Consider the following 24,113-nt stretch of genomic DNA (forward strand, 5'->3'; position numbering starts at 1 on the left):
AAAACGAGAAATAATAATTGCCTAAACATAACAAGACTTTTTTTATTTATATTAATACGTTCATTTCTCTCATTTGTAAAGTTAGGCATATTCTTTTACCCTTATCTCTTTTTTAACTTTTTTGGAGGAAGTGACTGCACTGTTTAAGCGTAGTTTTATATAATTATCTATAATTTGAGCTACTTCCTCTTCTTTATCCCTTAAAAAGTGGTTAGTATCTTCTACTATATGGTATTCCATATGGTTATTTTTTACCGAATTTATTAACCTTTGTGCTAATTCTGTTACATCGCTTTCTTCTGAAATTGTATCATTATTACTTTGTATTATAAGTCCAGGAACTGGGCAAGGAGAGAGAAAAGAGAAATCGTACTTAGTTGCTGGAAGAGAAAGGGCAACAAAACTTACTATCTCTGGACGGCGCATTGTCAACTGCATAGCTACCCATGCTCCAAAAGAAAAACCAACTATCCAAATTGGAACATTGTTAGAGTTATGCTCCTGAAGCCAATCAATAGCTACTGCAGCATCAGTTAATTCTCCTATACCCTTATCAAAAGTTCCGGTAGATTTTCCGACACCACGAAAATTAATTGTCAATGCAGAAAAGTTATTATCGATAAAAGATTCATATATAGTATGTATAATCTTACTATCCATACTACCACCATATTGAGGGTGATGATGTAAAATTAGCACAACTGGTGCATTGGTATCTTTGCTTTGATGGTATCTACCTTCTATCTTTTTTGTTGAATTATTTAAAAAGACTTCTACCATGATAACTCCTAATAAAAACCTGTTTTGACAGGTGTTGATAATGTAAATTGTTTATTAATTATGTATTAATTTCCCTGTTTTTGCAATAAATTTTTATCGTGTTAAAGTTAACATACATAATTGGTTGATGGTAAGTGACAAATAAGCCTGTGAGTTTATTCTCTCTGGAAGACAGTAGTTGCGTGTATGCTGATTATAATGCAACTGCTCCAGTGAGTAAAAATGTAAAAAAAAGTATACTTGAGATTTTGTCGAAACAAACACTAAATCCATCATCGCTGCATAAAAGAGGACAAGAAGCGAGGAAGATTCTTAAAGAGGTAAGAGATAACGTACGTGATGCTCTTAGCATTCCAGATGATAAAGAAATAGTTTTTACGTCTGGTGCAACTGAAGCAAACAACCTCGTCATGAGAGGAATGAAAGGCTATCTGCATGTAATTTCAGCTACAGAGCATCCTTCAATTCTTAATTCTGCATATAATCCACATATAATACCCGTTAATCAAGAGGGTATTGTTGACTTTTTAGAGCTAGAAAAAATTCTAAGCGAACTTGAAGGGAATAAAGTAATAATTTCAGTGATGATGGCTAATAACGAAACTGGAGTTATCCAGCCTGTTAAGGAAATAGCTAAAATGGCACATAAATTCGGGGCAATCTGTCACACTGACGCTGCTCAAAGTGTTGGGAAAATCGAATTAAATATGGAAGATTTAGAAGTGGATTTACTTACTTTATCTGCTCACAAATTTGGTGGTATAGCAGGTAGTGGAGTTTTAATTTTTGACAAAAAGCTTGTAATAGAACCTACTATAATAGGTGGTGGGCAAGAAAAAGGATTGCGTGGTGGTACAGAAAACATTATTGCAATAGTAGGTCTTTCTGCTGCATTGCAAAACATTCCAGATCTTCTATCAAAGATGGATGAAGTAGAGAAGCTGCGTGATCAATTGGAGTATGGGTTATTAAGTCTTGTCAGTGATATCAAGATCTTTGGCAGAAATTCTAAAAGATTGCCAAATACAAGTTTCATTTATATGCCGAGAGTGAAGAATGATCTGCAGCTCATGTGCTTTGACTTAAATAATATTGCAGTCAGCAATGGTTCTGCATGTTCTTCTGGAAAAGTTGGGCCTTCTCATGTTTTGCTTGCAATGGGAGCAACAAAAGAGCAAGCAGAATGTTCAATTAGAATCAGTATAGGTCCGGAGGTTAAACCGCGAGACATAGAAAAAATAGTGGATTGTTGGTATAGTATCTATAAGAAGAATGCTTTAGTAAATGCAAAAACTACTTTCACCATTCCCCTTAAATCATGATAGAGGGAATGGTGAAAGTAATTTCTATTGCCAGAGGTTGTTATAATAGTTAAATGCTGCTGAAAACCGATTTGCTTATAGTTATGGAAGAAATTCTCTAATTGCATACCACACCATTCAATTGTAGTATGTCATTTTATACTTGATAAAAACGCTGTATTGTATTATAATATATCATCAAGAGATAATAAGGAGTTACATATGTCTTATATGAAAAACGAACAGGATATTCGCTCTCAGGGCGTTTATTATAGTGCTGGACTCAGGAGTTACCTAACTAAAGTATACAATTATATGGCTTTAGCTTTAGGTGTTACAGGGCTTGTTGCGTTTTTAACAGTGTTTTCTGGTCTTTTTCAGGTGATTTATTCTAATCCTGTTCTATCGCTTGTGGTAATGCTGTCTCCAGTTGCATTGGTGTTTTATATGTCTTTTAGGCTTCAACACCTAAGTGCTCAGTCAACACTTACTGTATTTTTTCTATTCTCAGTTTTAATGGGAATTTCTTTATCTCATATCTTTATAATTTATACTGCAGAAAATATAGCGAGAGCATTTTTCATTACATCGATCATGTTTGGTTCTATGGCTTTGTATGGTAATACTACAAAAAAAGATCTGACCAGTATGGGTTCTTTTTTGATTATGGGAATCTGGGGATTAATCATTGCATCTATAGTTAATCTGTTCCTTGGGAGTAGTCCACTCTATTTTGCAATATCATTTGTGTCAGTAATAGTGTTTACTTTAATGACCGCATACGATGCTCAGAGAATCAAAGATGTTTATTATAGGTATAATGATGGCTCAGAGGTTGCAACTACTAAGCTGGCAGTACTTGGTGCAACTAATCTTTACTTTGACTTCATCAATATATTCCTCAATTTACTCAGGTTACTTAATTTATTCAACAATAAGGATTAGATGATTTCCTTTTTAAGGGGAAACAATAAAAGTTCTATAGTTTTCCTCCTAATATCTTTAGTGGTATTGATGCTGTGTCTTGCATATGCTTCAGTACCGTTGTATAGCATCTTTTGTAAAGCTACTGGATATGGTGGCACAACGAGAAAAGTAACTAATGCAACAATAAATGCAACTGACCAAAAAATCAGGGTTCACCTTAATGCTGATATAATATCAGGTCTGCCTTGGGAATTTAAATCAGAAACTAACTACATCGATACAAATATAGGGCAACAAAGTTTAGTATTTTATTATGCAAAAAATTTATCTGATCAGCCTTCTTTTGGAATGGCAGTGTATAATGTCACACCTTTTAAAGCAGGTAAATATTTCAATAAAGTTGCATGCTTTTGTTTTGAAGAGCAAATGTTGCTACCAAAACAAAAAGCAGCTATGCCCGTATCCTTTTACGTAGACCCTGAAATAATGCGTGACAATAGTACAAAAGATTTAAGTGAAATAACACTATCATATACGTTTTTTAAGCTTAAATAACAAACCTTTGCCTATTTGTTGATTTAAATAATAGTTATGCAACAGATCTATTTAATTGGGCAGAAGCACTTATTTGTTTTTTGCACACTAAGTACTTGTATTGCGGTTTTTGGTATTGCGAATTCCCATTCTTCACTATTTGCTTTACAGGCATTCCAGTACTCAGTTAACTCTTTATTACTTTTTACAGAGACTGGCATTTCTATGTTGGGATTTTTTTCTAATGTATGCTCAATTAGAATTTTACAGCAATCCTTGGATTTCGTTGACTTATCTCTACCATATAATTTAGCAACATAGTCTAAAGCGGTATTTCCACCATAGTTTTCATTTGGGTTATCATTTACTCCCGCTTTTATGAGAGCTTTTAATATATCTGGAGAACGAGCCAAAACGCAGGCATGTAAATATCCTTTTTCATTTTGCACATTAGCTCCTGCTTTTATTAAAACTTGCGCTAAATTTGTTAAAGTGTATAATTTATAATTAATGGCAATAGAAAAAAGACTATCTATTGGAAAGCCATCATAATCTTTCAAGTCAAATTGGTGATTAATATCAAATCCTTTTTTTTCCCAAGAAGTATATAAATATTTACAATAATCTCTTTTTTTATCTGATTTTTGTATTCTATATTCTAACCTTTCTTTTATTTTTTTTATTACATTGTTAACATCCAAATCATTATCTTCATCCACTTTGCACAACACATTGAATAAAACACCATAAAGCCAAATTTCTCTGTTCATGATAATTTGTGCCTCAAAACTATTAACAATACGCTTATGTAGTGTATAAACTCTAAATAACATTTTGCAAAATATTAATTGCTAGATAACATAATTAAAGTTTTTGTCTTACATTTATCATGGTTAGAGCTATACAAATTAAAAAAACTGGGGGGCCAGAAGTATTAGAATTTGTAGATAAGAATATAGGTGAGCCAAAAGGCGAGGAAGTCTTAATAAGTCATACAACTATCGGCTTAAATCGTTATGATTTAGAACACAGAAAAGGTACACGCAAAATTAAAGATCTGCCATCAGTGCTTGGAGTGGAAGCAGTTGGGGTTATTGAAAAACTTGGTAAAAAAATCAGTGATGGATTCAAAGTTGGAGACAGAGTTGGATATTGCACAGCTCCTCCAGGGGCATATTGTGAAAAGCGCATTGTACACCAGAAATATTTGATAAAAATTCCGAATGACATATCTGATGAGGTTGCTGCTGCAGTGTTGTTTAAAGGTATGGCAGCTCACTATTTAGTTAATCAATCTTATAAAATCAGGCCTGGTGCTTTTGTCCTGGTTCATGGAGCTAATGGTGGTTTAGGGCAAATAATATGCCAATGGGCAAAGGATAAAAAAGGTGTAGTGATAGGTTCTGTGAGCTCTGATGAAAAAATGAAGATAGCTTTACAAAGTGGCTGCACATACGCAATCAACTATAACGATAAAGACTTCGTTTCTAAAATTATGGAGATTACAAAAAATAGAGGAGTAGGTGCAGTGTATGACCCTATAGGTTACGCTACAAGCAAGCTCTCTTTTGAATCTTTAGGTAAGTTTGGCATATATGTTTCCTATGGGCAGATATCAGGTAATGCTCCTCTTAGTTTTTCTTTACTTAGTTCACGTTCGTTATTTGCAACTGGAACTTCGATATATCACTATAAGTATGATAGATTCACATTAGTGCTTACTGCAATGGAAATTTTTGAAATGATAAGAAAAAAACTTTTAATTGTACGAATTAATAAAAAATATAAATTTGATGAAATAATAGAGGCTCATCGTGACATGGAAAATAGAAAAGTAAGTGGGCTAAATATTATCAAAGTTTCTTAAATAACTTAGTAACCTAAAATAATTATTCATTAAGTCATATCAACAAGAATTTCACATGGTTAATTTTCTTTTTGGGAGAGTTAAAAGCATACAGCTGTAGCTAAACTGACTGAGATTTTTATACCGGACTAGTTTGAAAAACTTGTCATTCTGCTACTCGTTAGTGGCGTGGTAATGCAATGTTTTATCTATAGATATTATGTTCACAGTAGTTTCAAAAGAAGCTGAGTAAATAAGTTATATTTCAAATTAGATTTGGTGTCACATCTAACATTATAAGTATTATCACTTCAATAGTATATGGAGCTGTTATTTTTCTTTTAAATGAATGCTTTTTTCTGTTTTACAATAGTTTTAGAGTTAGTACTTAGAAAGTTTACATTGCTTTATGAATTGTCTCTGTTGTTCTGATATATCCAGTAATCATAAGTTCTCCTTTAATGGCATTTTGTTCTCATATTTTATATACCATTACACTCTGGGACCATACATATAAGGCTAAAGTGTGCTGAAAGTCAATTAAAAACTCCAAAAAGAATAACATAGAAGTATTGACTATAATGTGTTAGTATGTTAGCCTTTATATAAGTTTTAATTAAAGAGATAAGGTTATGAGTGGTTTCCAAGATCAAGAATTTAAATCAAATCTGATATATGAAATGGCAATAGCAGGGATATCCTGTGGAATAGTGGGGGGGGATAGTAGCAGGCTTAGGAGCTATTGATGGAATTTTTACAAATTACGCTATAAGCTCTATTTCTGGTTTGTCACCTCTTGTTGCAGGTGGAATGGTTGGTGTTGGGTTTCTATTATCATCGTTATATGCAATAGCTTTAATAGCAAAACTCTCAACTTCGGGCTTTAAGGACTCTTCAAAAGAAATAGTGCAAGCAATTGCGTGTACTGGTGTTAGATTTGGGATAGGAGCAGGATTGGTTGCTCTTGGCTTTACATCACCAGCAGCTATAGGTGCTTTAACTTTTGTAGTGAGTGTGATTGCTTGTATTCCTTTAAATTTCTTAATTGATAAAGCAATTGAGTGCTTTTTTCCAGAAGGAAATAAACAGCCAGGTAGCTCAGTTGATAGTGATGTGAAAATTGTTGGTGGGTATACGTGCAGGGAAGTATCTTAAGAAACGATAGATAGAAGTTTTTGAAGAGGATTTAGCACATTTTTTCATGTTAAGCATAATTGAATTATCCGCTCAAGTCCTAATCCTGAATAGTTAGTTGATTTTCCCACCCAAGAATCATTTTATTAGCTTGCCTCAATGTTTCAATAGAAGGCAAGTCTTCTGTGCTGAGTGGTAGGCGGACAGTTTTGTGTTCTATGAGCCTAATATCATGTAATAGCGCTTTAGTGGGTATTGGGTTGCTGGCAATAAATAGAGCTTTGCAAGCTTGTTGCCAATTGTCTGCCTGAGAGTTCTTGCCACTCATACATTGCTTAACATATTCATGTACTACACGTGGCCAAACATTGGCAGCAACAGAAACCAGACCAGCCGCACCCTTAGCAGCCATATCGGGTATCATATTATCATCTCCGCAAAAGACCTCAATATTTGGTGCAACTTTCTTATACTGAGTTAAAGTATCAACGGTGCCACTTGAATCTTTGATAGCCCAAGATTTTTCGTGGCTGAATAAATTGCGTACAGTTTCAGCGTGAAGACTCACTCCTGCTCTTGATGGAATATTGTAAAGCATGGCTGGCACATGTGCTTTTTCAAGCAGCTTTTCAAACCATAAAGTTTGCCCCATGATTCCAGGCTTTGCATAAATGGGAGTTGTCATTAGATAGCCATGAATAGGCATACCCTTGCAAAAATCAAGCCATTCAAGAGTCTGATATAGATTCACTCCTGGTACACCAATTATAATTTTCGTATTTAATTTTAGCTCACACACAAATTCAACTAATGTGCGCTTTTCAGAATCAGTAAGTGATAAGCTTTCACCTGTGCTACCTAGCAACACTACACCATTTTCAGCTTCAGCTTGCATTGTTAGTAAACGCTGCAAGCTTTGGTAATCTATACTATCTCCACTGCAATTAAAAGGAGTAACACAAGCAGTCCATAAAAATGTAGATTTCAATTGAAGTTATTAAAATGGTATTTCATCATCGATTAGTTCGTCTTTTATATCGTTGTCAAAACTTCCGTGTTTATCTTTTTGTTCTGTTTCATTTTGTTTGTATTCACTTGGCTTGTAATCAGAGTTTGACATACTGTTTCGTGAATCTAAAAGGGTAAGGGCACTATTAAAGTTATATAGCACCACCTCTGTCGTATACCTTTCGCTACCATTTTGGTCAGTCCATTTTCTAGTTCTCAGAGAACCTTCAACGTAAACTTTACTACCTTTGCGCGCAAAATCCTTAACAATTTTTACTAATCCTTCACTAAAAATTACAATATTATGCCATTCTGTCTTTTCAGAGCGCGTACCAGAAAATTTGTCAGTCCAACTTTCAGATGTGGCTATCGAAAAACTTGCCATCTCTTTTCCATTTTGTGTAGTCCTAATTTCAGGATCTTTTCCTAAATTACCAACTAATATGACTTTATTTATAGTACCACTAGACATAATTATGCTTTAAAATAAATCTCTTTATTATCTTATGTGAGAGTATTATTGTCAAATTTAATTAAAAACGCGCTTGGAGGGATTCGAACCCACGACCTTTGCCTCCGGAGGGCAACGCTCTATCCAACTGAGCTACAAGCGCAGATGTATTAGATTATTTAATAGATAAACTATCTAAATCAAATTTTTGTTCTGGATAAAGCGTAAACATAATACCTCCATGTCCAAAATGTACATTTTTAGAATTGCTTATCTGTTCTTTTGTTATCTTTTGGTTTACAGCCCATGAAAAAGTTACATAATTTTCAGTTACTGAGTGCACTTTTAAATCCTTAGTATTTATAAACAACTTTCCATTTACCCATATTTTCCATGTATCGGGGGAAAAGTATAAAATTGAATCTAAACTGACTACTTTACAATTGAAATTTTCTTCCTCTGTAACTCCTGAAGACTGTAAGTTAAACTTTTCCATCTCACTAACTATTCTATTAACCTGCTCTTCATCAAAAAAAATGCTTTTTATGCTACCATATTGCGATAAAGTACTCTCTGCTGCCTCTTTTATTATATCGTCTCGATCTATATAATAATTGTTGATAAAAAAACACTCCTTCGCACGCAAATTTGCTATATCAATGAAGTCATTTATTTCTTGATTTCCAACTTTTAAAATACTTTTTAAGTACTTCTTTTCTATAATCATTCCATCATTAGAATGATGACAGACCATTTCATCATTGCCTTGTCTTTCTATATATACACATAAATTTTCACTATTTAACCCTAATATTTTATGCTCAATAAAATCTTCATTACTAATATGCTGTTGGCAAGAATATTTTTTACAAATCCCTATATTTTCTACAAGATCTTCGCAATTGCAATATGCACTAAAATTAAAAAATAGCAGCGTAAAAATAAAAAACAACTTTATATTCATCTACTTAATATGGTATACCAATCAAAAACTATACTAGCTCTCACTATCTCTATCATATTACCACTTAAAATCTGGTTTATAACTTTAGCATCTATATTTCTCTGCTTATTCAAGGTAAGAGATCTGATCATAACATAACCAGGAAGATTTGGAATAGACTGTAGAAATAAAAAAATATGCTTATCGCTAATTGAGCTTAAACTTAGAACCACTTCACTTCTTATTACTTTTGTATGTTCACTTTTATTGTGGAGTTCAGCTTCTTCAGGTATAGAAATTGATATTTCAGGTTCTAACATGTAGTGTTTTTTATATAGCTTGTTAAGCTCAAAATTTAAATTTGTAATGTATCTGCTACTATGTAAGTTTGAAGAAGAAATTCTTTTCCATAAATCTAGGTTTTTATTTAGAACGACTTCTTTCTTTTGAATTTCAATGATCTGTAAATTAATAGAGCGTATTTCCTCAGCTGCAGTTTGATTTTTATTATAAACCTTTTTGTTATAGATAATAAAACACGTTGATAACCCTATTAATACAATAGATAACAATAAGTAATATATGCACTGAATTGTAGCTTTTCTTTTTAGTTGAGAGATAGTCATCAATCTACATTGCCTCTCCTATTTCAACATCAATAGATAGATTTTTCTCTTTAGTAGTAGGTAAGCTAGAAATACTAATATCATGAGTACGGAAATTATCGTTTAAATTTTTCTGTAGTTTCTCGTATTGATAAGAAATGTCTTTACCAGATTGAAAATTAAACCTTAAAGTTGTGGTAATATAACTTTTTGTCTCATTATAATTCCACTCAAATAATTGAAGCTCTACATCTGGTACTTTTAGCTTTTCTACATACTTAACTTGTGTGAGAGGAGAGTACTCTATTTTTGATAAAATATTATTGATATTAATAAAATCGTAAACTTCATCTATCTTTTTTACATTATAGCTTTGGCTAAGTTTTATTAGTTTGTTATTTAAAGCACTCCGCTTTGCAGATAAATTATCAGCAACATTAAAATTTGAATACAAATTTTGCAAACAAAAGGTGTTAATTACAATTAAAGTCAAAAGGAGGTATAGAAAAATCCGAGGAGAGTTTAAATAAAGGTAATTGAATAGATAAAATTCTTTAGTTTCTTTTGTATTAAAAACATCTGTTGGCTTATTCTTAAAGCTATGGAACAAAATTGTAGTATCACAAAAGCTATCTTTTTCGCATATAGCTAATTCTGCTCCCAATAGTTTACCTAGCTCATATGGAGTCAATATGTTCACACTATTCTCTGAAAAATTTATAACTGATAAACTAGATTTAATAGCTTCTGATACTATGATGCAAAGGTCGATAGGGTCATTTTTTTCAAATCCAAACTTAGTTAAAGATTGAATTGTATTTTTCACTTCCTGATATATTTCACCAGCAATGATTCCTGGTAAATTATCATTAGTAAATGGTATTAAACGTGTAAATATCATTTTGTTCTCTTTAAGAACCACTTGTCTATAGCCACCTGTTTTAGTTGCAGCAACTATAATTTTCCAGTTACTAGGATCTTTGTGTAGAATCTTTTTTGCTATACTGACTAGTTCTATAGGAAACATTAATATTCCTTTAAAGTTAGAGCCTATTTCAACAAACACGTCCAACCAATATTCTATTAAATGATTTGCTTTTGATGAAACAAATAGATACCACCAGTTTTGATTAAATTTATTCGGCTTTTCGACCAAGAGAATAGAATTTATATCGTTATTATGAGCAAAATGCTCTACTTTTGTTTTTGCTGATAGATAAGCACTAATCCTATTTACTCTTGGGATAGACTGTAGCAAATAGTTCTGATCAGTGTGATTGAGAACCAGATATAAGGGTGCTTTTTTATCTGATGAGAGACATGAAATTAAGTCAGAAACAACTTTATTATTTTTGTCCTTAGCAAAATATCTTTTATTTAAAGTATCATTTTTAAAATATAGTAACATTGTGCCTTCTTTTCCTATAGAAAGCATAAACTTACTTTTGGGTTTTGACCCAAACATATTAACAAAGTGTATACTCATCTAGAATTAAAAAGGTAATTTATTGAAATTCATTAAACATTAGATGACAATATTACTTATATTATAAGTTTTTGATAAAATTAGTAGTAATATTAACCCTTTTGTATGATGAAGGTTTTTTATATTTGTGCTAGACACAACTTAACCTGACAAACGAGGATTAATTATATCTCAGCTTGATATTTTATTCTCCAACAGACTGAAAATTGAATTGAGCTAAAGACTTGATTTGACGCACGTTGTTGCACATTACCATTTAGTATACTTGAACTGAACATTTTCAGTGAATCCATCTGGCATGACTGAAACTTTTGTATTCATATTTATTTTTAAGTAATTTACTAGCTCATCAACTAATATATCAGGAGCAGAAGCACCTGCAGTAATTCCTATTTTTTCTGCGCCCTGCAACCAATTTTTGTTCATACATTTATAATTATCAATCAAATAGGCTCTTTTTCCTCTGGAAATACACAGGTCTAATAAACGGTTTGAATTTGAACTGTTTTTGCTTCCTACAATTAACACTACGTCTGTAATTTTAGCCAATTTTTTAACAGCGTTCTGCCTATTTTGTGTTGCATAGCATATATCTTTTAAGTCGGGGCCTGTAATGCTTGGAAATCTGAGCTTCAGTGTAGCAATAATTTCTTTGGTATCGTCAATACTTAACGTGGTTTGTGTTACATAAGATAAATTATCTGGATCTTTGATTTGTAAATTGTATACGTCTTGCATAGTTTGCACTAGAGATATAGGATTACTTACTCTTCCTATAATTCCTTTAACTTCTGGATGATTTTCATGTCCAATTAGAATTAATTCTTTACCACTATCCTCATACCTTTTTGCCTCTTTATGTACTTTGCTAACTAATGGACATGTTGCATCAATCACTTGAACACCCTTTCTTTTTGCCTCATCCTCTATACTTTTCGACACTCCATGTGCGCTAAAGATCAATATTCCTCTATTGTCTTTAATGTCTTCTATGCTGCTTACAAAAACCACTCCTTGTTTCTTGAAGTCCTCTACTATATACTTATTATGAACGATTTCGTGTAGTACATAAACTTGGCGTTCATTTTTGTATTTCTCTAAAGTGATTGCTAATATGTCTACAGCTCTTTTAACCCCTGCACAGAAACCGCGTGGTTCAGCTAAGATAATCTCCATTTTTTAAGTAAGTATGTAAACATTGCTAAAAAGTAAGCTCCGCTCACTATGTTTCATATCATGACTGCTTTACTATAATTTCAAATTTATCATTACCAAGATTTTTGTTAATATACCAGGAACCGTCATCTTTAATTACAAATTCAGGACCCTTAAGGTCTCTTGTTATTGTCCTTCCATCTTGGTCATCCATGGCAATATGGATATCGAATGTAACGATGTCTAGATTTATTATAGCTTTTTTTCCACTGTATGAATTTAGACTAAACTTGCCCAACATGACATCATTAATACTCACTTCTCCTGCATAAGTATCACACTGACCATCTACACAACACTCACTTTTAATATAAAAAAGATCTAACATATTTAAATCTATAAAAAAAAAGAACTAAATTTATATACTAAATACAATTCATCATTAATAAGCAACTATAGATTACTTTGGCTACAGCAATAATGCAACTGGAAGTATAACATAATTAATTGTATAAGAAACTACACTTTAGAGAAATGGTTGTTTGGTTTTTTTATTAATTTTTTTCACCATACTGTCAATCATGTGTTTTATTCCTTGATATACAGAGTGTGTACTTTCATCACTACGCATATAAGCAGAGCAGGAAAATATATTATGCTTTTCGTCTTCTATTGATAGCTTTGTATCGCATGTTATATGTTCGCCGCCGAGCTTCTCTATCAACTGGTCTTTGTCGTTTCCTATAGTTACCTTAATCTTACTTTCTTCTTTACCTATCTTGCTACTTAAAATTAAAACAATAATGGCTGGAGATATACATATAGTTCCTATTGGCTTTTTTGCAACAAAGAACTCTGAGACTAATCTTTCAAACTCAGGCATTACTGTTTTATTTTCAGCTAAGTCAGATAAATTTTTCGCAACTCCATATCCACCAGGTACGACTAGCATGTCAAAATTTTCAGCTTTAGCTTCTCTTAAATCATTTATCTCACCTCTTGCAATTCTTGCTGATTCTACAAGTACATTCCTTTTTTCTTTTACTGCTTCTTTTGTTTTGTGATTCATAACTTGTGTGATATCAACATCAGGAGCAAAGCACGTGACTTCAACTTCCTGCTGATCAAACACAAGCAGAGTTAAGACTGCTTCTCTCACCTCTGTGCCGTCGAGGTGGCCGCATCCTGATAAAACCACAGCGGCTCTTAATTTTTTCTCACCCATAAAATACCTTGATTTCATATAATCTAGGTATTGTAATACAAATTCCATATTTGGAAAGGAGTAATTATTTTATGTCAATTATAACATAATTAATAATTAGTATATATAATTAGGTATATTTGTAGTTAATGGAGTTTGATATGGCCCTTGAAGAAGATGATGATGAATTTTTTGACGCTCAAATTGACCATCAGGAACTAAGAAAAGCTATTTCAAATATAATAGGAGGCATTGTAAAATCTTCATCAGAGGAAAAAAAAGCGTTATTGAGTAAGATAAGTGACACAGTTGATAAGATAGATATATATGAGCTTAAGTTAGTAATTAATAGCCAGGGTCTAGAAAAAGCCATAAATAAAGAATTATTTACAAAATTCATTGAAGAAGCGCTTGAGAATTTAATGCCAGAAGATGTCGTGCCAGAGATAATAGAAAAGGCGCTACAATCTGTTGAGCGTGAAGCAATAAGTAATATTATAAATAATAATAAAGGTCCGCTGGACAATCTAGTCAATTATTTTAAATCAGCATCTGCAAATGAAAAAATTGGAATGGCTTCTGCTGTAATGGTATTAGGAGCAGCATTTTCTCCGCTTATTGTGCTTGCCACATTAATAGCGCTTGTGGCTATTGGAGCACGTTATGTAGGAATAGGTATAGGAAAGGCAGGGGAAAAAATAAAAGAAGGTGCGATTGATGCAGGAAAAGCAGTGAAAAGTTCATATAAGGATTTAATAGATAAATTACCTATAATTCAAGCAAGAGAGAATAATTTTGATAAGTTCAAAAATGACTTGTCTGGGCGTATTATAGAAATTGATACGGCACAAAAGCGAGAAGGAATTGGAGAAGATGAAACTAAAAACAATCTTTCTAATAATCTAAAAATGGTAAAAATGCTTCAAAACAAAGAGCAATTAATGGCCATAAAGGAATTAATAAAAGATGGAACCATTAAAAAATTTTCAGAAGATGATATGAGCAAACTTCTGGAAAAGGGCACCAGTACTCATCTAGATGATCAAAAACCATTTGATGATCTTATAGATAAACTTCAATCTGCAATTATGCCAATTGGTAATAATAAAATAGAGGAGGTGGAAAAAATAGTTGATGATAAAGTTAAAGGAATGAAGCCAAGTCCTGAAGTGAAGAATCCAAGTTCTGAACAAGTTGATGGAAACAAAATGAAAAAATAGAATTGATGCATTTGGGGAGCGTTTTAATGTATCTGTCTATCTTATTTTGCCACCCTGCTAAGCGGACACAAAAAATTACTTCCGCGTATTTTGAATCCAATTATAATTACAATTAGAGATATTTATTGAGCTCAAAAATCTATCTCCGTCTGCAGACCTTTTTTATTAAACTCATAAAAAATGTAGCGTATCCTCTTCAGTGTATACTTAATTTCTGTCATGTGTGCGCTGCATTTTTTTCTAATCTTTTTTACAGGGGGATTTTATGTCCAGAATTCCAGATATTTGACCTTTACTTTAGCTAATAAAAACCAACTGGTACCTGCGGTTTTTATAGCTACGTTTCTCAAACAAGTTTCAAATGAATAGATTTCTTGCATAACTGGAATTCAAAAGTTGATGTCATTCTAGCGCATGACGCTAGAATCCAGTCCTTTTGTGCAAAAAACGTTGTAAAGTAACTTAGTTGGATCCCAGTGGGCTTTTTAACTGTTGAAGAAAAAATATGCCACAGAAAATGAAAGTCAGTAACCAAAACGAATATAACAAATTCCTTGAAAAAAGGGGGAATATTTTTCGTTACATCGATGAAGCTATCGAAAATTGGTATGAAAATAGTCCAAAAATGCAGGGCGGCAACTATATTTATAGTGATAAAGTTGTGATTTTGGTGCATATAATCGTTAATCTTTTTAGAATTGGTTTAAGACAAACGGTAGGGTTTGTAAAAGGATATCTGCAACAAATAGGAAAAAATTTGCAGCTATTAACAAGCATCAAAAAAAACTTAATATTAAGATAAATGATTGCAGGATTGATAAAAGCAACATGGAAAATATTGAAATTATCATAGATAGCACAAATTTACAGTAACACTCCTGGCCACAGTAAGGAAAACAGTGCAGATAGAAAGTACCGAAGCTACGAGCAAGTAAGAAAGTTACATGTTATGTTAAGTGTGAATAGTAAAAAAGCTATAGCTGCAAGATACAGTAATGGCGTCTACTCTGACCACTTGCGATTTGCTTGAAGAAGTTAATTTTCAGCACAAAATAAAAGCATTATATGCAGATAGGGCATACGATAGGCAAAAACTTTATAAATTGTGTAAGAAATACGATATAAAGACAAAAGTTCTACCAAAAAAGGATGCAGCAGAACATTCAAAAATAGATTATATGTCTGACAGAAATGCTGCTATTAGGTTAATAAAATTATATGGACAAGATGGTGTAAAAGAGTGGAAAAAGGAAGTACATTATGGGAAAAGATCTTATATAGAAGGATTTTTCTCAAGGTTGAAGCAAGTATTTGTTTAGGAATAAATCTGAAGTAAATCGTGAAAAAGAATTACTAATTAAGTGCTATTTGCTCAACAAATTCACTGGTATTGGTATGGCTAAATTTGAGATAGTTACATGAATTTACCATAAATCACCATCTCATAAAGTGTGATGCAACAAAGCCATCCCAGTATCAGCTACTCTGATGACACCAAAGGGGCACTTGGATAGAGGCTACTTGAATAACACCATCATAAGGTGAAACTAGATTCCAGTGTCAAGCACTGGAATGACATCATCTACTATGCAAATTACCAAAATGTTCGTACAGCTGTGACTGGTTTGGGTTTTGTACAGCTATCCTGCAAACGCTATGTAAATAACAACTATACATTTATCTTCAAGATTATTTACCAAGTATAGACATCAGCTCATTCCATTCTCTTTTACCAATGCCACTTTCTTCTCTCGTAACATTTTCTCCTTTTATTAGCTTGCGAATTATTTCAAGACCAGTTTTTGAAATGCAGGCTGATTTTAGCGAGTATTCAACAAAAGCATTATAGGCCAGCGGGACCCATTTCTTTACTATGTCCAACATAACTTCTGCATAGACTCTAATTTCATATTGGGCGTGCTTATCAGCTCTAAGCCTTAAAAAGTGAAGAAGGTTGTGTAAATCTATTTTCCAATAAAACTGAGTATAGTAATTAAGTGTTAGATTAGTTCGGGCAATTTCCCTTGCAAGGCCCTGTTCAATAAATTTCTCATAATGAGAATATACTAAATTAGAATCATTTATTAGAGAATCTATTATTTCTTTTGAAGTACTTGAGTCAAAAGCTTCACCGCTGCCTTGTTTATTATTATCAGATTGTTTTGCAACCTGTTCTGGTATATAAAATTCATTATCAAGTATCGAATACCTTCCGGAATATTCATTCACATTTGCAGTTCTATGTCTTATCCACTGTCTTGCAATAAAAATTGGAAGTTTCACGTGAAACTTAATTTCACACATTTCAAATGGAGTTGTATGATGATTTCTCATCAAATATTTTATAAGCGCCTCATCTTGATTTATCTGTTTCGTTCCCTTTCCATAAGAAACGCGAGCAGCTTGAACTATGGCGCTATCAGAGCCCATATAATCAATTACTCGAACAAATCCATGATCTAACACCTTATGTTCTTCGTATAGAATTTTATCTATCTCTTTTACTGTAGTTCGCTTAGTTGTCTCATTCATAATATATTCTCAAGATGAAACAGAGATATCAGCTCCACATGAATTGAGTTTTTCGTGCATTGCCTCATATCCTCTCCATAAATGATGTGAGTTGTTTATTGTAGTTTCTCCTCTAGCCACCAAAGAAGCAAGCACCAAAGCTGCCGTTGATCTTAAGTCATTAGCATATAGATTAGCTCCAGATAAGCTCTTTATTCCACTTATAGTAGCTTTATTTTTTTCGATGCTGATATTAGCACCTAATTTTCTTAGCTCATTTGCATGTGCAAATCTACTTTCAAAAACGTTCTCTTCAATGATTGATATTCCACCTGCAATTGACATAGCAGACATTAGTTGTGGTTGCATATCACTGGGAAAGTTGGGATATGGATTTGTTGCAACGTGAGCAGATTTAATAGAGCCATTTTTTCTAGAAATAATAATACCATCATCATGTAACTCAACTCTGGCTCCTATAGTCTTCAATTCATTTGCAATACATTCTATATCAGACAAACTTACTCCTTCTAACTTTAGCTCGCCGTCGGTAATGACAGCAGCCAAAGCATAAGTACCGGCCTCTATGCGATCTGGTATGATTGTGTGGACACATCCGTTTAATTCATCAACGCCTTCTATTGTGATTTTTGTGTTGTTAACTTCAATATTGGCACCCATTTTTTTTAGAAACTCTATTAAATCAAGAACTTCCGGCTCCGTTGCGGCATTGTTTATTGTTGTTACTCCTTCTGCAAGTGTTGCTGCCATGATTATGTTTTCTGTTGCGCCAACACTTACTTTTTCAAATGTTATTTCTTTGCCTTGCAATTTCCCCTTTGTTGTTGCAGTTATATTACAGCTATCAATTTCAATTTTAGCTCCCATTTCTTCGAGTGCCTTGATATGCATGTCAACAGGACGTTTTCCAATATTACATCCACCAGGAAATACTGTTGAAACTCTACCAAATCTGCTGAGCATTGGACCTAGCATTAAAAAAGATGCTCGCAGTCTGCTTGCAATTTTATGTGATATTAAATAGTTATTGATATTGCTACAGTCAATTTCCAAAGTGTGATTTGCTTTATAGTCTTTATTGCATATAAAATTTACTTCTGCACCAAGACTCTTAAGCAGCTCAGACATCAAATGCACGTCAATTAAATCAGGTACGTTATGCAAAGTTATTGAAGAATTACTAAACAAGCTTGCCGCCATTATTGGCAAGACGGCATTCTTTGAACCATTAATCGTGATTTTTCCAATCAAGGGCTTATGGTTACTTCTTACTAATATTTTATGCATTTAATCAAGCGATAGAACTTATCAAGTAAGTATAATAGGTTAGCGGTAAAAGGCAAAATTTTGCTTTTTCTTCTTCTGTCATTCGAGTAGCTGACACTGGGATCCATTTCTTCATCATCATCAAAATGTTATATTTCAACATTACTTTTATGCTGACCAATTTAACTGGATTCCAGTTTCAGCTACTCGAATGACATTTTCGTAGTCGATTCAAAATAGCATAATTAACTACACCTTTCCAAAGATGAGAGACGCGTTGGTACCACCAAAACCAAATGAATTAGAAAGCGCATATTGAATTTTATGCTCTTGAGCTTTAAGTGGTACAAAATTTAAATCACACCCTTCTGAAGGTTTGTGTAGGTTTAAAGTTGGTGGAACAATTCCATTGTTTAATGCAAGGATACTAAATATTGCTTCAACACTTCCTGCGGCACCAAGTAAATGTCCTATAGAAGATTTAGTCGAGGAAACAGGTATTTTATAGGCATAGTCACCGAATAACTGCTTCATTGCTATTACTTCAACTTTATCCCCAAGTGTTGTTGAAGTCCCATGTGCATTGATATACCCAATTTGACTTGGGCTTACTTGTGCACTCCTTAAAGCAAGTTCCATTGCCTTAAGTGCGCCTCTTCCTTCTGGATGTGGTGCTGTGATGTGGTGCGCATCTCCTGTTAACCCATATCCAGTGAGTTCTGCATATATTTTTGCTTCCCTTTTTTTTGCATGTTCATATTCTTCCAGAACTAATATACCTGCCCCTTCGCCCATGACAAATCCATCGCGTTCTTCGTCCCATGGCCTTGAGGCCTCTTCAGGCTTATCATTGAATTTAGTTGATAGCGCCTTCATCGATGCAAAACCTGCAATTCCAACTCTGCATAACGCACTTTCTGCTCCGCCTGCAATCATAATGTCAGCTTCACCGAGTTTTATAGCTCTTGCTGAGTTTATAATCGCATGCGCACCTGTTGCACATGCAGTTACCGCTGAGTCATTTGGACCTATAAATTCGTATTTAATAGAAATATGACCAGATATCAAATTTATTAGACTTGCAGGAACAAAAAATGGGCTAACACGTCTAGGCCCCTTCTCCTGCATGGTAATTACATTTTCCTGAATTGACGGAAGACCACCTATACCAGAACCAATAGCTACACCTATTCGCTCTTTATTAATATTTTTATTTTCCAAAATTAGTGAATCTTCTACTGCCTGAATAGCTGCTGCAATTCCGTAGTGAATAAAACGATCTGTTCTTTTTAGGTCTTTTTCAAAAATATAATCTGGTGGATTAAAATAATGCTCAATGTTATCGGATTGCACAGGCACCTGCCCTGCAACCTGACAAGCAAGATCAGAAGAGTCGAACCTATCTGTATTGATTGCTTTGATGCCAGATTTACCTTCTTTCAGCTTTGACCAGGTGTTATTAACATCTGCTGCTAGTGGAGTAATTAAGCCAACACCGGTAACTACTACTCTTCTGCTCATTCAACATCAATTGTTTGCTTTGTTTACTACATATTCAACTATCTGTTCCATAGTTTCCATTTTTTGTGCATCTTCGTCAGGAATCTCTATACCAAATTCTTCTTCAGCTGCCATGATTATTTCAACTGCATCTAAACTATCTGTGCCATGGTCTGAAAGCTTTGAAGAACTACTAAATCCCTCTACATCCTTACTGATGTGCTCTAGTATAATCTTCTTTACTTTTTCTTCTATATCTTCCCTAGTGCTTTTTGCCAATTCGCTCATTTCTTACTAAAAAATAACCTATTCTCTGATGTTATAAGAAATTTTGATGTTTGCAATAGCTTTTATGATTATATAAACTATTAAAAACTTCCTATCTCTTAGCACTCAATAGTTAATAAATTTAAAAATGCTAGACGAAACAACAAAAAATTTGCTTGTTGTAGAAGTGAATAAGCTCTTACCTGAAAATAGCGAGAATAAACTTATATCAGCTATGCGTTATGTGCTTCTTGCTCCTGCAAAACATATACGTTCTTTTTTAGTTATAGCATCTTCGTCGATATTCAACATAAAGGTTGAAAAAGCAATAACAGCAGCAGCAGCAATTGAATTTATTCATGCTTACTCCCTAATTCACGATGATCTGCCATGTATGGATAACAGTGACACCCGCAGAGGCCAGCCAAGCTGCCACAAAAAATTTGGTGAAGCAACAGCAGTACTGGCCGGAGATGCATTACTTACCCTGGCTTTTGAGGTATTATCTTTGTTAAATTGTGAGATCATAAAAGTGCTCTCTCAAGCAATAGGAATGAAGGGAATGGTGGGAGGGCAGATTTTAGATATAGGTGCAGATTTTGACAAAATAAAAGAAATTCATTTGATGAAAACTGCAAAACTATTTGCAGCTTCATGTGAAATAGGGGCTATAATAGGAGGCGCTACAGACAAGGAGCGGGAAGCATTATATAACTATGGAATAAATCTAGGGCTTATTTTTCAAGCCAAGGATGATATCGAAGATTATGAGCAAGATAAAACAAACAATTTAATGTCCGTGCTTGGAAAAAATGAAATGGAAAACTATATAGATAGTCTCTTTAAACAGGCCTCAGATAATTTAAGTACGCTTTCAGGGAATACTAATGACTTATATGATTTATTGAATCAAGTAAAAAAAGATGGTTAGAAAAATTATATTACAAATGTTTATCTCTGTAGTAATGATTCTCACTTTAGCTTCTGCTTTTATAATTACGATTGTTTATATAAACAAAGATAAACCAGAGAAAAGGGAAAAGCTTTACGAAATAAATGCTACACATGGTGGTTTGACACAGATGATAGCAAGTTATTTGGTCAGGCCGATACTTGAATCAGCTCTTGATCGTTATATTGAAAAGCATGGGTTAGCAGAATATTTAGAAGAAATAACACAGCAAAAAGAAGAAGAGATGATAAACTTTTATGAAATTACTGAAGGCAGTGGCAGTAAAGTTTTCTGTGGCCAAGAAGTTCTGCTACAAATGTACAAAGTCTCCAACAACCTAGCAACGCTACTTCCGACTGATGTCAATTTGAAAATAGGTCAGGATTACTTAAAAGAAGTGAGTTTAGGGGTAATAGGTATGAAAGAAGGTGGAGAGCGTGTAGTTACTATTGCCGCTGATGACAACAAAATGAGTTTTAACTCTTATTACATCAAACTGATTGAAGTAAAAGATAAATATCCTGATTCAGTAAATAACCTGATGATTTTTAATGACTTAATTAACAAAACTGGAAAGCGAGTAAAATGTGGCGATGAGATATCAGTTCAATATAGCATAAAGAGACATAATGGTGAGTATATAATCAAAGATCAAATAGTGCAGTTTAAGGTTGGTGACAAAAAAATACCACTTGCTATAGAACTTGGAGTTGTGGGAATGAGAGCTGGTAATAAAAGAACAGTTCTTTCTTCACCTGATCTTTTAACTGATGTGTTAACAAAAGGCATAGATTGTGATATTGCAATAATTGATTTAAGCTTGAATTCTACTATTGAAAAATAGCTTAAAGAATTACGAAGTAAGAAAAAATAAAACCTCTTGGATGCTCTATATTACTTAAAGTAGGCTTCCTCTAAAGTATAAATTTAGATAAATCAAGCTGCTTTGAAATTGACTCTAGTTTATCTCTTACATATTTGCTATCTATAACAAATTTTTCACTATTTTTTTCAGAAGCGATAAAACTTATTTCATCCAAAAGCTTCTCCATGACAGTATGAAGTCTTCTTGCACCTATATTTTCCACTTCTCTATTAACTGTAAATGCTATTTCAGCTATAGTCTCTATACCATCATCAGTAAACTCAAGTGTTACATTTTCCGTTTTCATTAACGCTATATACTGTTTTAACAAACTAGATTCTGGTTCCTTTAATATTTTTATTAGATCCTCTTGAGTAAGCGCCTTAAGTTCCACTCTAATTGGTAATCTACCCTGTAATTCTGGTAAAAGATCAGATGGCTTAGATAAATGAAAAGCACCAGATGCAATAAATAATATATAGTCTGTTTTTACGGGGCCATACTTAGTTGAAACAGTTGTTCCCTCAAGTAATGGTAACAGATCGCGCTGCACTCCTTCTCTGTTGACTTCACCTTTTATTTCTGTACGTGCTGCAATTTTATCTATTTCATCTAAAAACACTATGCCTTCATTGCTAACAAGATCAATCGCTTCTTTGATTATCTTGTCTTCATCCATTAACCTTTCGCTTTCTTCATTAATCAATATTTCACGTGCTTCTTTCACTTTAACTGTAATAGTTTTTGTTTTTTTGCTCCCATTAAACATCTTGCCCACGATTTCTGTTACGTTCATCACACCAATTTGCCCACCTGGCATGCCAGGTATATCAAAAGTGGGTAACATACCCTTGCTCTCCCTGACGTTAATAGAAACTTCTCCATCTTCAAATTCCTTATTTCTCAGTCTTTCTCTGAAAACTTTTTTGCTTTCCTCGGTTGCATCTTCACCAACCATGGAGTTGACTATTATCTTTTCAGCCAAACCTAAAGCTTTTTTAGTTAAGGCTTTACGTGCTTTTTCCTTAACTAAAACTATTGCTGCGTCAACTAAATCACGTATTATCGAGTCAACATCACGTCCAACATATCCTATTTCAGTAAATTTCGTTGCTTCAACTTTTATAAAAGGTGCACCAGCAAGCTTTGCTAAACGGCGAGCTATTTCAGTTTTACCAACTCCCGTATGGCCTATCATGAGTATATTCTTAGGTATAATCTCTTCACGTAGTGGAAGTGGGACTTTATTTCGACGCCAACGATTTCTGAGTGCAATAGCAACAGCGCGCTTTGCATCATTCTGCCCAATTATAAATCTGTCTAATTCTTTAACTATCTTCTGTGGTGGTAGATCATCTAATAAAGCTTGTGAGCTTTGAATGCTGCTACTTCCTGTACCTTCATTTTCATAGAGGCTATTTTTCTCATTATAGTCATCATTATTATCAAATTGACCTACTACAGATTGACTAGAAAAATTGGCACACAAAGTTCTTGACATATTACTCCTCTATTTTTTCGATAATTAGATTATGGTTTGTATAAACACATATATCGGCAGCTATCTTCATAGCCTTTTTTGCAATCTCCTCTATTGATATTCCTTCAACGTCAATCAAAGCTTTTGCTGCAGATAAAGCAAAATTTCCTCCAGAGCCAATGGCTGCAATGCCATCTTCAGGTTCAAGAACATCACCCGTTCCTGTAATGACCAATGAAATGGACTTGTCTGCCACGATCATCATAGCTTCTAATTTTCTTAGATATTTATCCATTCTCCAGTCTTTTGCAAGTTCAACACATGCCCTCATTAACTGTCCTGGGTGCTTATCAAGTTTAGATTCTAGCCTTTCGAAGAGAGTAAATGCATCAGCTGTTGCTCCAGCAAAACCGGCAATTACGGAATCACCAGAAAGACGCCTAACTTTTTTTGCTCCAGATTTTATAACGGTATGGCCTAGCGAGACTTGCCCATCACCTATTACTACTACATTTTTGTCTCTTCTAATTGACAGTATAGTAGTACCATACATTTTACTGCTGTCATGATGAATCATTTTTTTGTTATTTTAATTCGTTATATTATATTAAGATTATAACTTATAATATAGTACTTTTCTTATAACATTTAAAGTGT

At 33.6% G+C, this 24,113-nt stretch carries 25 protein-coding genes, 1 tRNA gene and 1 pseudogene; 9 read left to right on the forward strand and 18 right to left on the reverse strand.

The annotated features are described in order from the left end of the window. Positions 1-81: 81 nt before the first annotated feature. Entirely contained in the window at positions 82-780 is a 699-nt protein-coding gene (locus OOL05_RS00095) for an alpha/beta hydrolase (protein ID WP_211907559.1), read from the reverse strand. Positions 781-914: 134 nt separating this feature from the next. On the opposite strand from OOL05_RS00095, the gene OOL05_RS00100 reads away from it, so the two are divergent. The 3 genes from OOL05_RS00100 (at position 915) to OOL05_RS00110 (ending at position 3,563) form a co-directional block, all read left to right on the forward strand. Beyond that, positions 915-2,102 (forward strand): cysteine desulfurase family protein, encoded by a 1,188-nt coding sequence (locus OOL05_RS00100; RefSeq protein WP_264730318.1) that lies wholly within the window; start codon positions 915-917, stop codon positions 2,100-2,102. A 201-nt stretch (positions 2,103-2,303) separates the two neighbouring features. After that, on the forward strand, positions 2,304-3,026 hold the full coding sequence (locus tag OOL05_RS00105) for a Bax inhibitor-1/YccA family protein (protein WP_015588059.1): 723 nt from the start codon (positions 2,304-2,306) through the stop codon (positions 3,024-3,026). Next, on the forward strand, positions 3,027-3,563 hold the full coding sequence (locus OOL05_RS00110; protein ID WP_010407017.1) for a cytochrome c oxidase assembly protein: 537 nt from the start codon (positions 3,027-3,029) through the stop codon (positions 3,561-3,563). Positions 3,564-3,610: 47 nt separating this feature from the next. Here the strand turns inward: OOL05_RS00110 and OOL05_RS00115 are convergent, their stop codons facing one another. Beyond that, complete coding sequence (locus OOL05_RS00115) at positions 3,611-4,375, reverse strand: ankyrin repeat domain-containing protein (RefSeq protein ID WP_264730321.1); 765 nt, start codon at positions 4,373-4,375, stop codon at positions 3,611-3,613. A gap of 56 nt (positions 4,376-4,431) precedes the next feature. Between OOL05_RS00115 and OOL05_RS00120 the strand changes: the two genes are divergently transcribed. Both OOL05_RS00120 and OOL05_RS00125 read left to right on the forward strand, forming a co-directional pair. Further along, positions 4,432-5,409 (forward strand): quinone oxidoreductase family protein, encoded by a 978-nt coding sequence (locus OOL05_RS00120; protein WP_264730323.1) that lies wholly within the window; start codon positions 4,432-4,434, stop codon positions 5,407-5,409. Between the two features lie 765 nt (positions 5,410-6,174). Further along, positions 6,175-6,543: a hypothetical protein gene (locus OOL05_RS00125; RefSeq protein ID WP_264706461.1), complete on the forward strand. Its 369-nt coding sequence runs from the start codon at positions 6,175-6,177 to the stop codon at positions 6,541-6,543. A 79-nt stretch (positions 6,544-6,622) separates the two neighbouring features. Here OOL05_RS00125 and dapA read toward each other — a convergent pair whose 3' ends face one another. From dapA to elbB, 9 genes are all read right to left on the reverse strand, one after another. Continuing rightward, entirely contained in the window at positions 6,623-7,510 is an 888-nt protein-coding gene (gene dapA, locus OOL05_RS00130; RefSeq protein WP_264730325.1) for a 4-hydroxy-tetrahydrodipicolinate synthase, read from the reverse strand. Positions 7,511-7,519: 9 nt separating this feature from the next. After that, a complete protein-coding gene (gene ssb, locus OOL05_RS00135; protein ID WP_006014313.1) occupies positions 7,520-8,002 on the reverse strand; it encodes a single-stranded DNA-binding protein in 483 nt (160 codons plus the stop codon). 68 nt (positions 8,003-8,070) lie between these two features. Then, positions 8,071-8,144, reverse strand: a tRNA-Arg gene (locus tag OOL05_RS00140). Positions 8,145-8,156: 12 nt separating this feature from the next. Then, positions 8,157-8,945 (reverse strand): hypothetical protein, encoded by a 789-nt coding sequence (locus tag OOL05_RS00145; protein WP_264730327.1) that lies wholly within the window; start codon positions 8,943-8,945, stop codon positions 8,157-8,159. Beyond that, a complete protein-coding gene (locus OOL05_RS00150; protein ID WP_010406999.1) occupies positions 8,942-9,550 on the reverse strand; it encodes a hypothetical protein in 609 nt (202 codons plus the stop codon). The genes OOL05_RS00145 and OOL05_RS00150 overlap by 4 nt, the downstream gene beginning before the upstream one ends. 4 nt (positions 9,551-9,554) lie before the next feature. Beyond that, the gene (locus OOL05_RS00155; protein ID WP_264730329.1) at positions 9,555-11,015 is read right to left on the reverse strand and encodes a hypothetical protein; all 1,461 of its coding nucleotides are present in this window, start codon (positions 11,013-11,015) and stop codon (positions 9,555-9,557) included. Positions 11,016-11,264: 249 nt separating this feature from the next. Further along, positions 11,265-12,191, reverse strand: coding sequence for a 4-hydroxy-3-methylbut-2-enyl diphosphate reductase (ispH, locus tag OOL05_RS00160; RefSeq protein WP_213863831.1), 927 nt, complete (start codon positions 12,189-12,191; stop codon positions 11,265-11,267). Between the two features lie 58 nt (positions 12,192-12,249). Next, the gene (locus OOL05_RS00165) at positions 12,250-12,558 is read right to left on the reverse strand and encodes a hypothetical protein (protein ID WP_264730331.1); all 309 of its coding nucleotides are present in this window, start codon (positions 12,556-12,558) and stop codon (positions 12,250-12,252) included. Positions 12,559-12,696: 138 nt separating this feature from the next. Beyond that, on the reverse strand, positions 12,697-13,395 hold the full coding sequence (gene elbB / locus OOL05_RS00170) for an isoprenoid biosynthesis glyoxalase ElbB (protein WP_264730332.1): 699 nt from the start codon (positions 13,393-13,395) through the stop codon (positions 12,697-12,699). A 140-nt stretch (positions 13,396-13,535) separates the two neighbouring features. Between elbB and OOL05_RS00175 the strand changes: the two genes are divergently transcribed. Beyond that, positions 13,536-14,594, forward strand: a complete 1,059-nt coding sequence (locus tag OOL05_RS00175) for a hypothetical protein (protein WP_264730334.1) — start codon at positions 13,536-13,538, stop codon at positions 14,592-14,594. A 505-nt stretch (positions 14,595-15,099) separates the two neighbouring features. Beyond that, positions 15,100-16,016 (forward strand): annotated as a pseudogene (locus tag OOL05_RS06810) (IS5 family transposase). A 267-nt stretch (positions 16,017-16,283) separates the two neighbouring features. Here OOL05_RS06810 and thyX read toward each other — a convergent pair. From thyX to acpP, 5 genes are all read right to left on the reverse strand, one after another. Next, positions 16,284-17,126: an FAD-dependent thymidylate synthase gene (gene thyX / locus OOL05_RS00190; RefSeq protein WP_264730337.1), complete on the reverse strand. Its 843-nt coding sequence runs from the start codon at positions 17,124-17,126 to the stop codon at positions 16,284-16,286. Between the two features lie 9 nt (positions 17,127-17,135). Continuing rightward, complete coding sequence (murA, locus tag OOL05_RS00195; RefSeq protein ID WP_264730339.1) at positions 17,136-18,413, reverse strand: UDP-N-acetylglucosamine 1-carboxyvinyltransferase; 1,278 nt, start codon at positions 18,411-18,413, stop codon at positions 17,136-17,138. Positions 18,414-18,417: 4 nt separating this feature from the next. After that, a complete protein-coding gene (locus OOL05_RS00200; RefSeq protein ID WP_158307661.1) occupies positions 18,418-18,555 on the reverse strand; it encodes a hypothetical protein in 138 nt (45 codons plus the stop codon). An 86-nt stretch (positions 18,556-18,641) separates the two neighbouring features. Continuing rightward, on the reverse strand, positions 18,642-19,913 hold the full coding sequence (fabF, locus tag OOL05_RS00205) for a beta-ketoacyl-ACP synthase II (protein ID WP_264376056.1): 1,272 nt from the start codon (positions 19,911-19,913) through the stop codon (positions 18,642-18,644). 6 nt (positions 19,914-19,919) lie between these two features. After that, positions 19,920-20,180, reverse strand: a complete 261-nt coding sequence (gene acpP / locus OOL05_RS00210) for an acyl carrier protein (RefSeq protein WP_064085853.1) — start codon at positions 20,178-20,180, stop codon at positions 19,920-19,922. A gap of 127 nt (positions 20,181-20,307) precedes the next feature. Between acpP and OOL05_RS00215 the strand changes: the two genes are divergently transcribed. Together OOL05_RS00215 and OOL05_RS00220 are read left to right on the forward strand one after the other, a co-directional pair. Then, a complete protein-coding gene (locus tag OOL05_RS00215; RefSeq protein ID WP_064085854.1) occupies positions 20,308-21,090 on the forward strand; it encodes a polyprenyl synthetase family protein in 783 nt (260 codons plus the stop codon). Beyond that, a complete protein-coding gene (locus OOL05_RS00220; protein WP_264730342.1) occupies positions 21,083-21,955 on the forward strand; it encodes an FKBP-type peptidyl-prolyl cis-trans isomerase in 873 nt (290 codons plus the stop codon). The genes OOL05_RS00215 and OOL05_RS00220 overlap by 8 nt, the downstream gene beginning before the upstream one ends. A gap of 70 nt (positions 21,956-22,025) precedes the next feature. Here the strand turns inward: OOL05_RS00220 and hslU are convergent, their stop codons facing one another. Continuing rightward, on the reverse strand, positions 22,026-23,477 hold the full coding sequence (gene hslU / locus OOL05_RS00225) for an ATP-dependent protease ATPase subunit HslU (protein ID WP_010406444.1): 1,452 nt from the start codon (positions 23,475-23,477) through the stop codon (positions 22,026-22,028). A 1-nt stretch (position 23,478) separates the two neighbouring features. Next, positions 23,479-24,033: an ATP-dependent protease subunit HslV gene (hslV, locus tag OOL05_RS00230; RefSeq protein ID WP_010406442.1), complete on the reverse strand. Its 555-nt coding sequence runs from the start codon at positions 24,031-24,033 to the stop codon at positions 23,479-23,481. Between the last annotated feature and the right edge of the window lie 80 nt (positions 24,034-24,113).

The sequence above is a fragment of the Wolbachia endosymbiont (group B) of Episyrphus balteatus genome, assembly GCF_947250575.1.
Lineage (GTDB): Bacteria > Pseudomonadota > Alphaproteobacteria > Rickettsiales > Anaplasmataceae > Wolbachia.

What these genes read in the sequence shown, in the direction of transcription:
- OOL05_RS00095 (WP_211907559.1), bottom strand. Translation starts at nt 780, where the DNA reads ATGGTAGAAGTCTTTTTAAATAATTCAACAAAAAAGATAGAAGGTAGA.
- OOL05_RS00105 (WP_015588059.1), top strand. Translation starts at nt 2,304, where the DNA reads ATGTCTTATATGAAAAACGAACAGGATATTCGCTCTCAGGGCGTTTAT.
- OOL05_RS00110 (WP_010407017.1), top strand. Translation starts at nt 3,027, where the DNA reads ATGATTTCCTTTTTAAGGGGAAACAATAAAAGTTCTATAGTTTTCCTC.
- OOL05_RS00115 (WP_264730321.1), bottom strand. Translation starts at nt 4,375, where the DNA reads ATGTTATTTAGAGTTTATACACTACATAAGCGTATTGTTAATAGTTTT.
- OOL05_RS00120 (WP_264730323.1), top strand. Translation starts at nt 4,432, where the DNA reads ATGGTTAGAGCTATACAAATTAAAAAAACTGGGGGGCCAGAAGTATTA.
- ssb (WP_006014313.1), bottom strand. Translation starts at nt 8,002, where the DNA reads ATGTCTAGTGGTACTATAAATAAAGTCATATTAGTTGGTAATTTAGGA.
- OOL05_RS00145 (WP_264730327.1), bottom strand. Translation starts at nt 8,945, where the DNA reads ATGAATATAAAGTTGTTTTTTATTTTTACGCTGCTATTTTTTAATTTT.
- OOL05_RS00150 (WP_010406999.1), bottom strand. Translation starts at nt 9,550, where the DNA reads ATGACTATCTCTCAACTAAAAAGAAAAGCTACAATTCAGTGCATATAT.
- OOL05_RS00155 (WP_264730329.1), bottom strand. Translation starts at nt 11,015, where the DNA reads ATGAGTATACACTTTGTTAATATGTTTGGGTCAAAACCCAAAAGTAAG.
- ispH (WP_213863831.1), bottom strand. Translation starts at nt 12,191, where the DNA reads ATGGAGATTATCTTAGCTGAACCACGCGGTTTCTGTGCAGGGGTTAAA.
- OOL05_RS00165 (WP_264730331.1), bottom strand. Translation starts at nt 12,558, where the DNA reads ATGTTAGATCTTTTTTATATTAAAAGTGAGTGTTGTGTAGATGGTCAG.
- elbB (WP_264730332.1), bottom strand. Translation starts at nt 13,395, where the DNA reads ATGGGTGAGAAAAAATTAAGAGCCGCTGTGGTTTTATCAGGATGCGGC.
- OOL05_RS00175 (WP_264730334.1), top strand. Translation starts at nt 13,536, where the DNA reads ATGGCCCTTGAAGAAGATGATGATGAATTTTTTGACGCTCAAATTGAC.
- thyX (WP_264730337.1), bottom strand. Translation starts at nt 17,126, where the DNA reads ATGAATGAGACAACTAAGCGAACTACAGTAAAAGAGATAGATAAAATT.
- murA (WP_264730339.1), bottom strand. Translation starts at nt 18,413, where the DNA reads ATGCATAAAATATTAGTAAGAAGTAACCATAAGCCCTTGATTGGAAAA.
- OOL05_RS00200 (WP_158307661.1), bottom strand. Translation starts at nt 18,555, where the DNA reads ATGTTGAAATATAACATTTTGATGATGATGAAGAAATGGATCCCAGTG.
- fabF (WP_264376056.1), bottom strand. Translation starts at nt 19,913, where the DNA reads ATGAGCAGAAGAGTAGTAGTTACCGGTGTTGGCTTAATTACTCCACTA.
- acpP (WP_064085853.1), bottom strand. Translation starts at nt 20,180, where the DNA reads ATGAGCGAATTGGCAAAAAGCACTAGGGAAGATATAGAAGAAAAAGTA.
- OOL05_RS00215 (WP_064085854.1), top strand. Translation starts at nt 20,308, where the DNA reads ATGCTAGACGAAACAACAAAAAATTTGCTTGTTGTAGAAGTGAATAAG.
- OOL05_RS00220 (WP_264730342.1), top strand. Translation starts at nt 21,083, where the DNA reads ATGGTTAGAAAAATTATATTACAAATGTTTATCTCTGTAGTAATGATT.
- hslU (WP_010406444.1), bottom strand. Translation starts at nt 23,477, where the DNA reads ATGTCAAGAACTTTGTGTGCCAATTTTTCTAGTCAATCTGTAGTAGGT.
- hslV (WP_010406442.1), bottom strand. Translation starts at nt 24,033, where the DNA reads ATGATTCATCATGACAGCAGTAAAATGTATGGTACTACTATACTGTCA.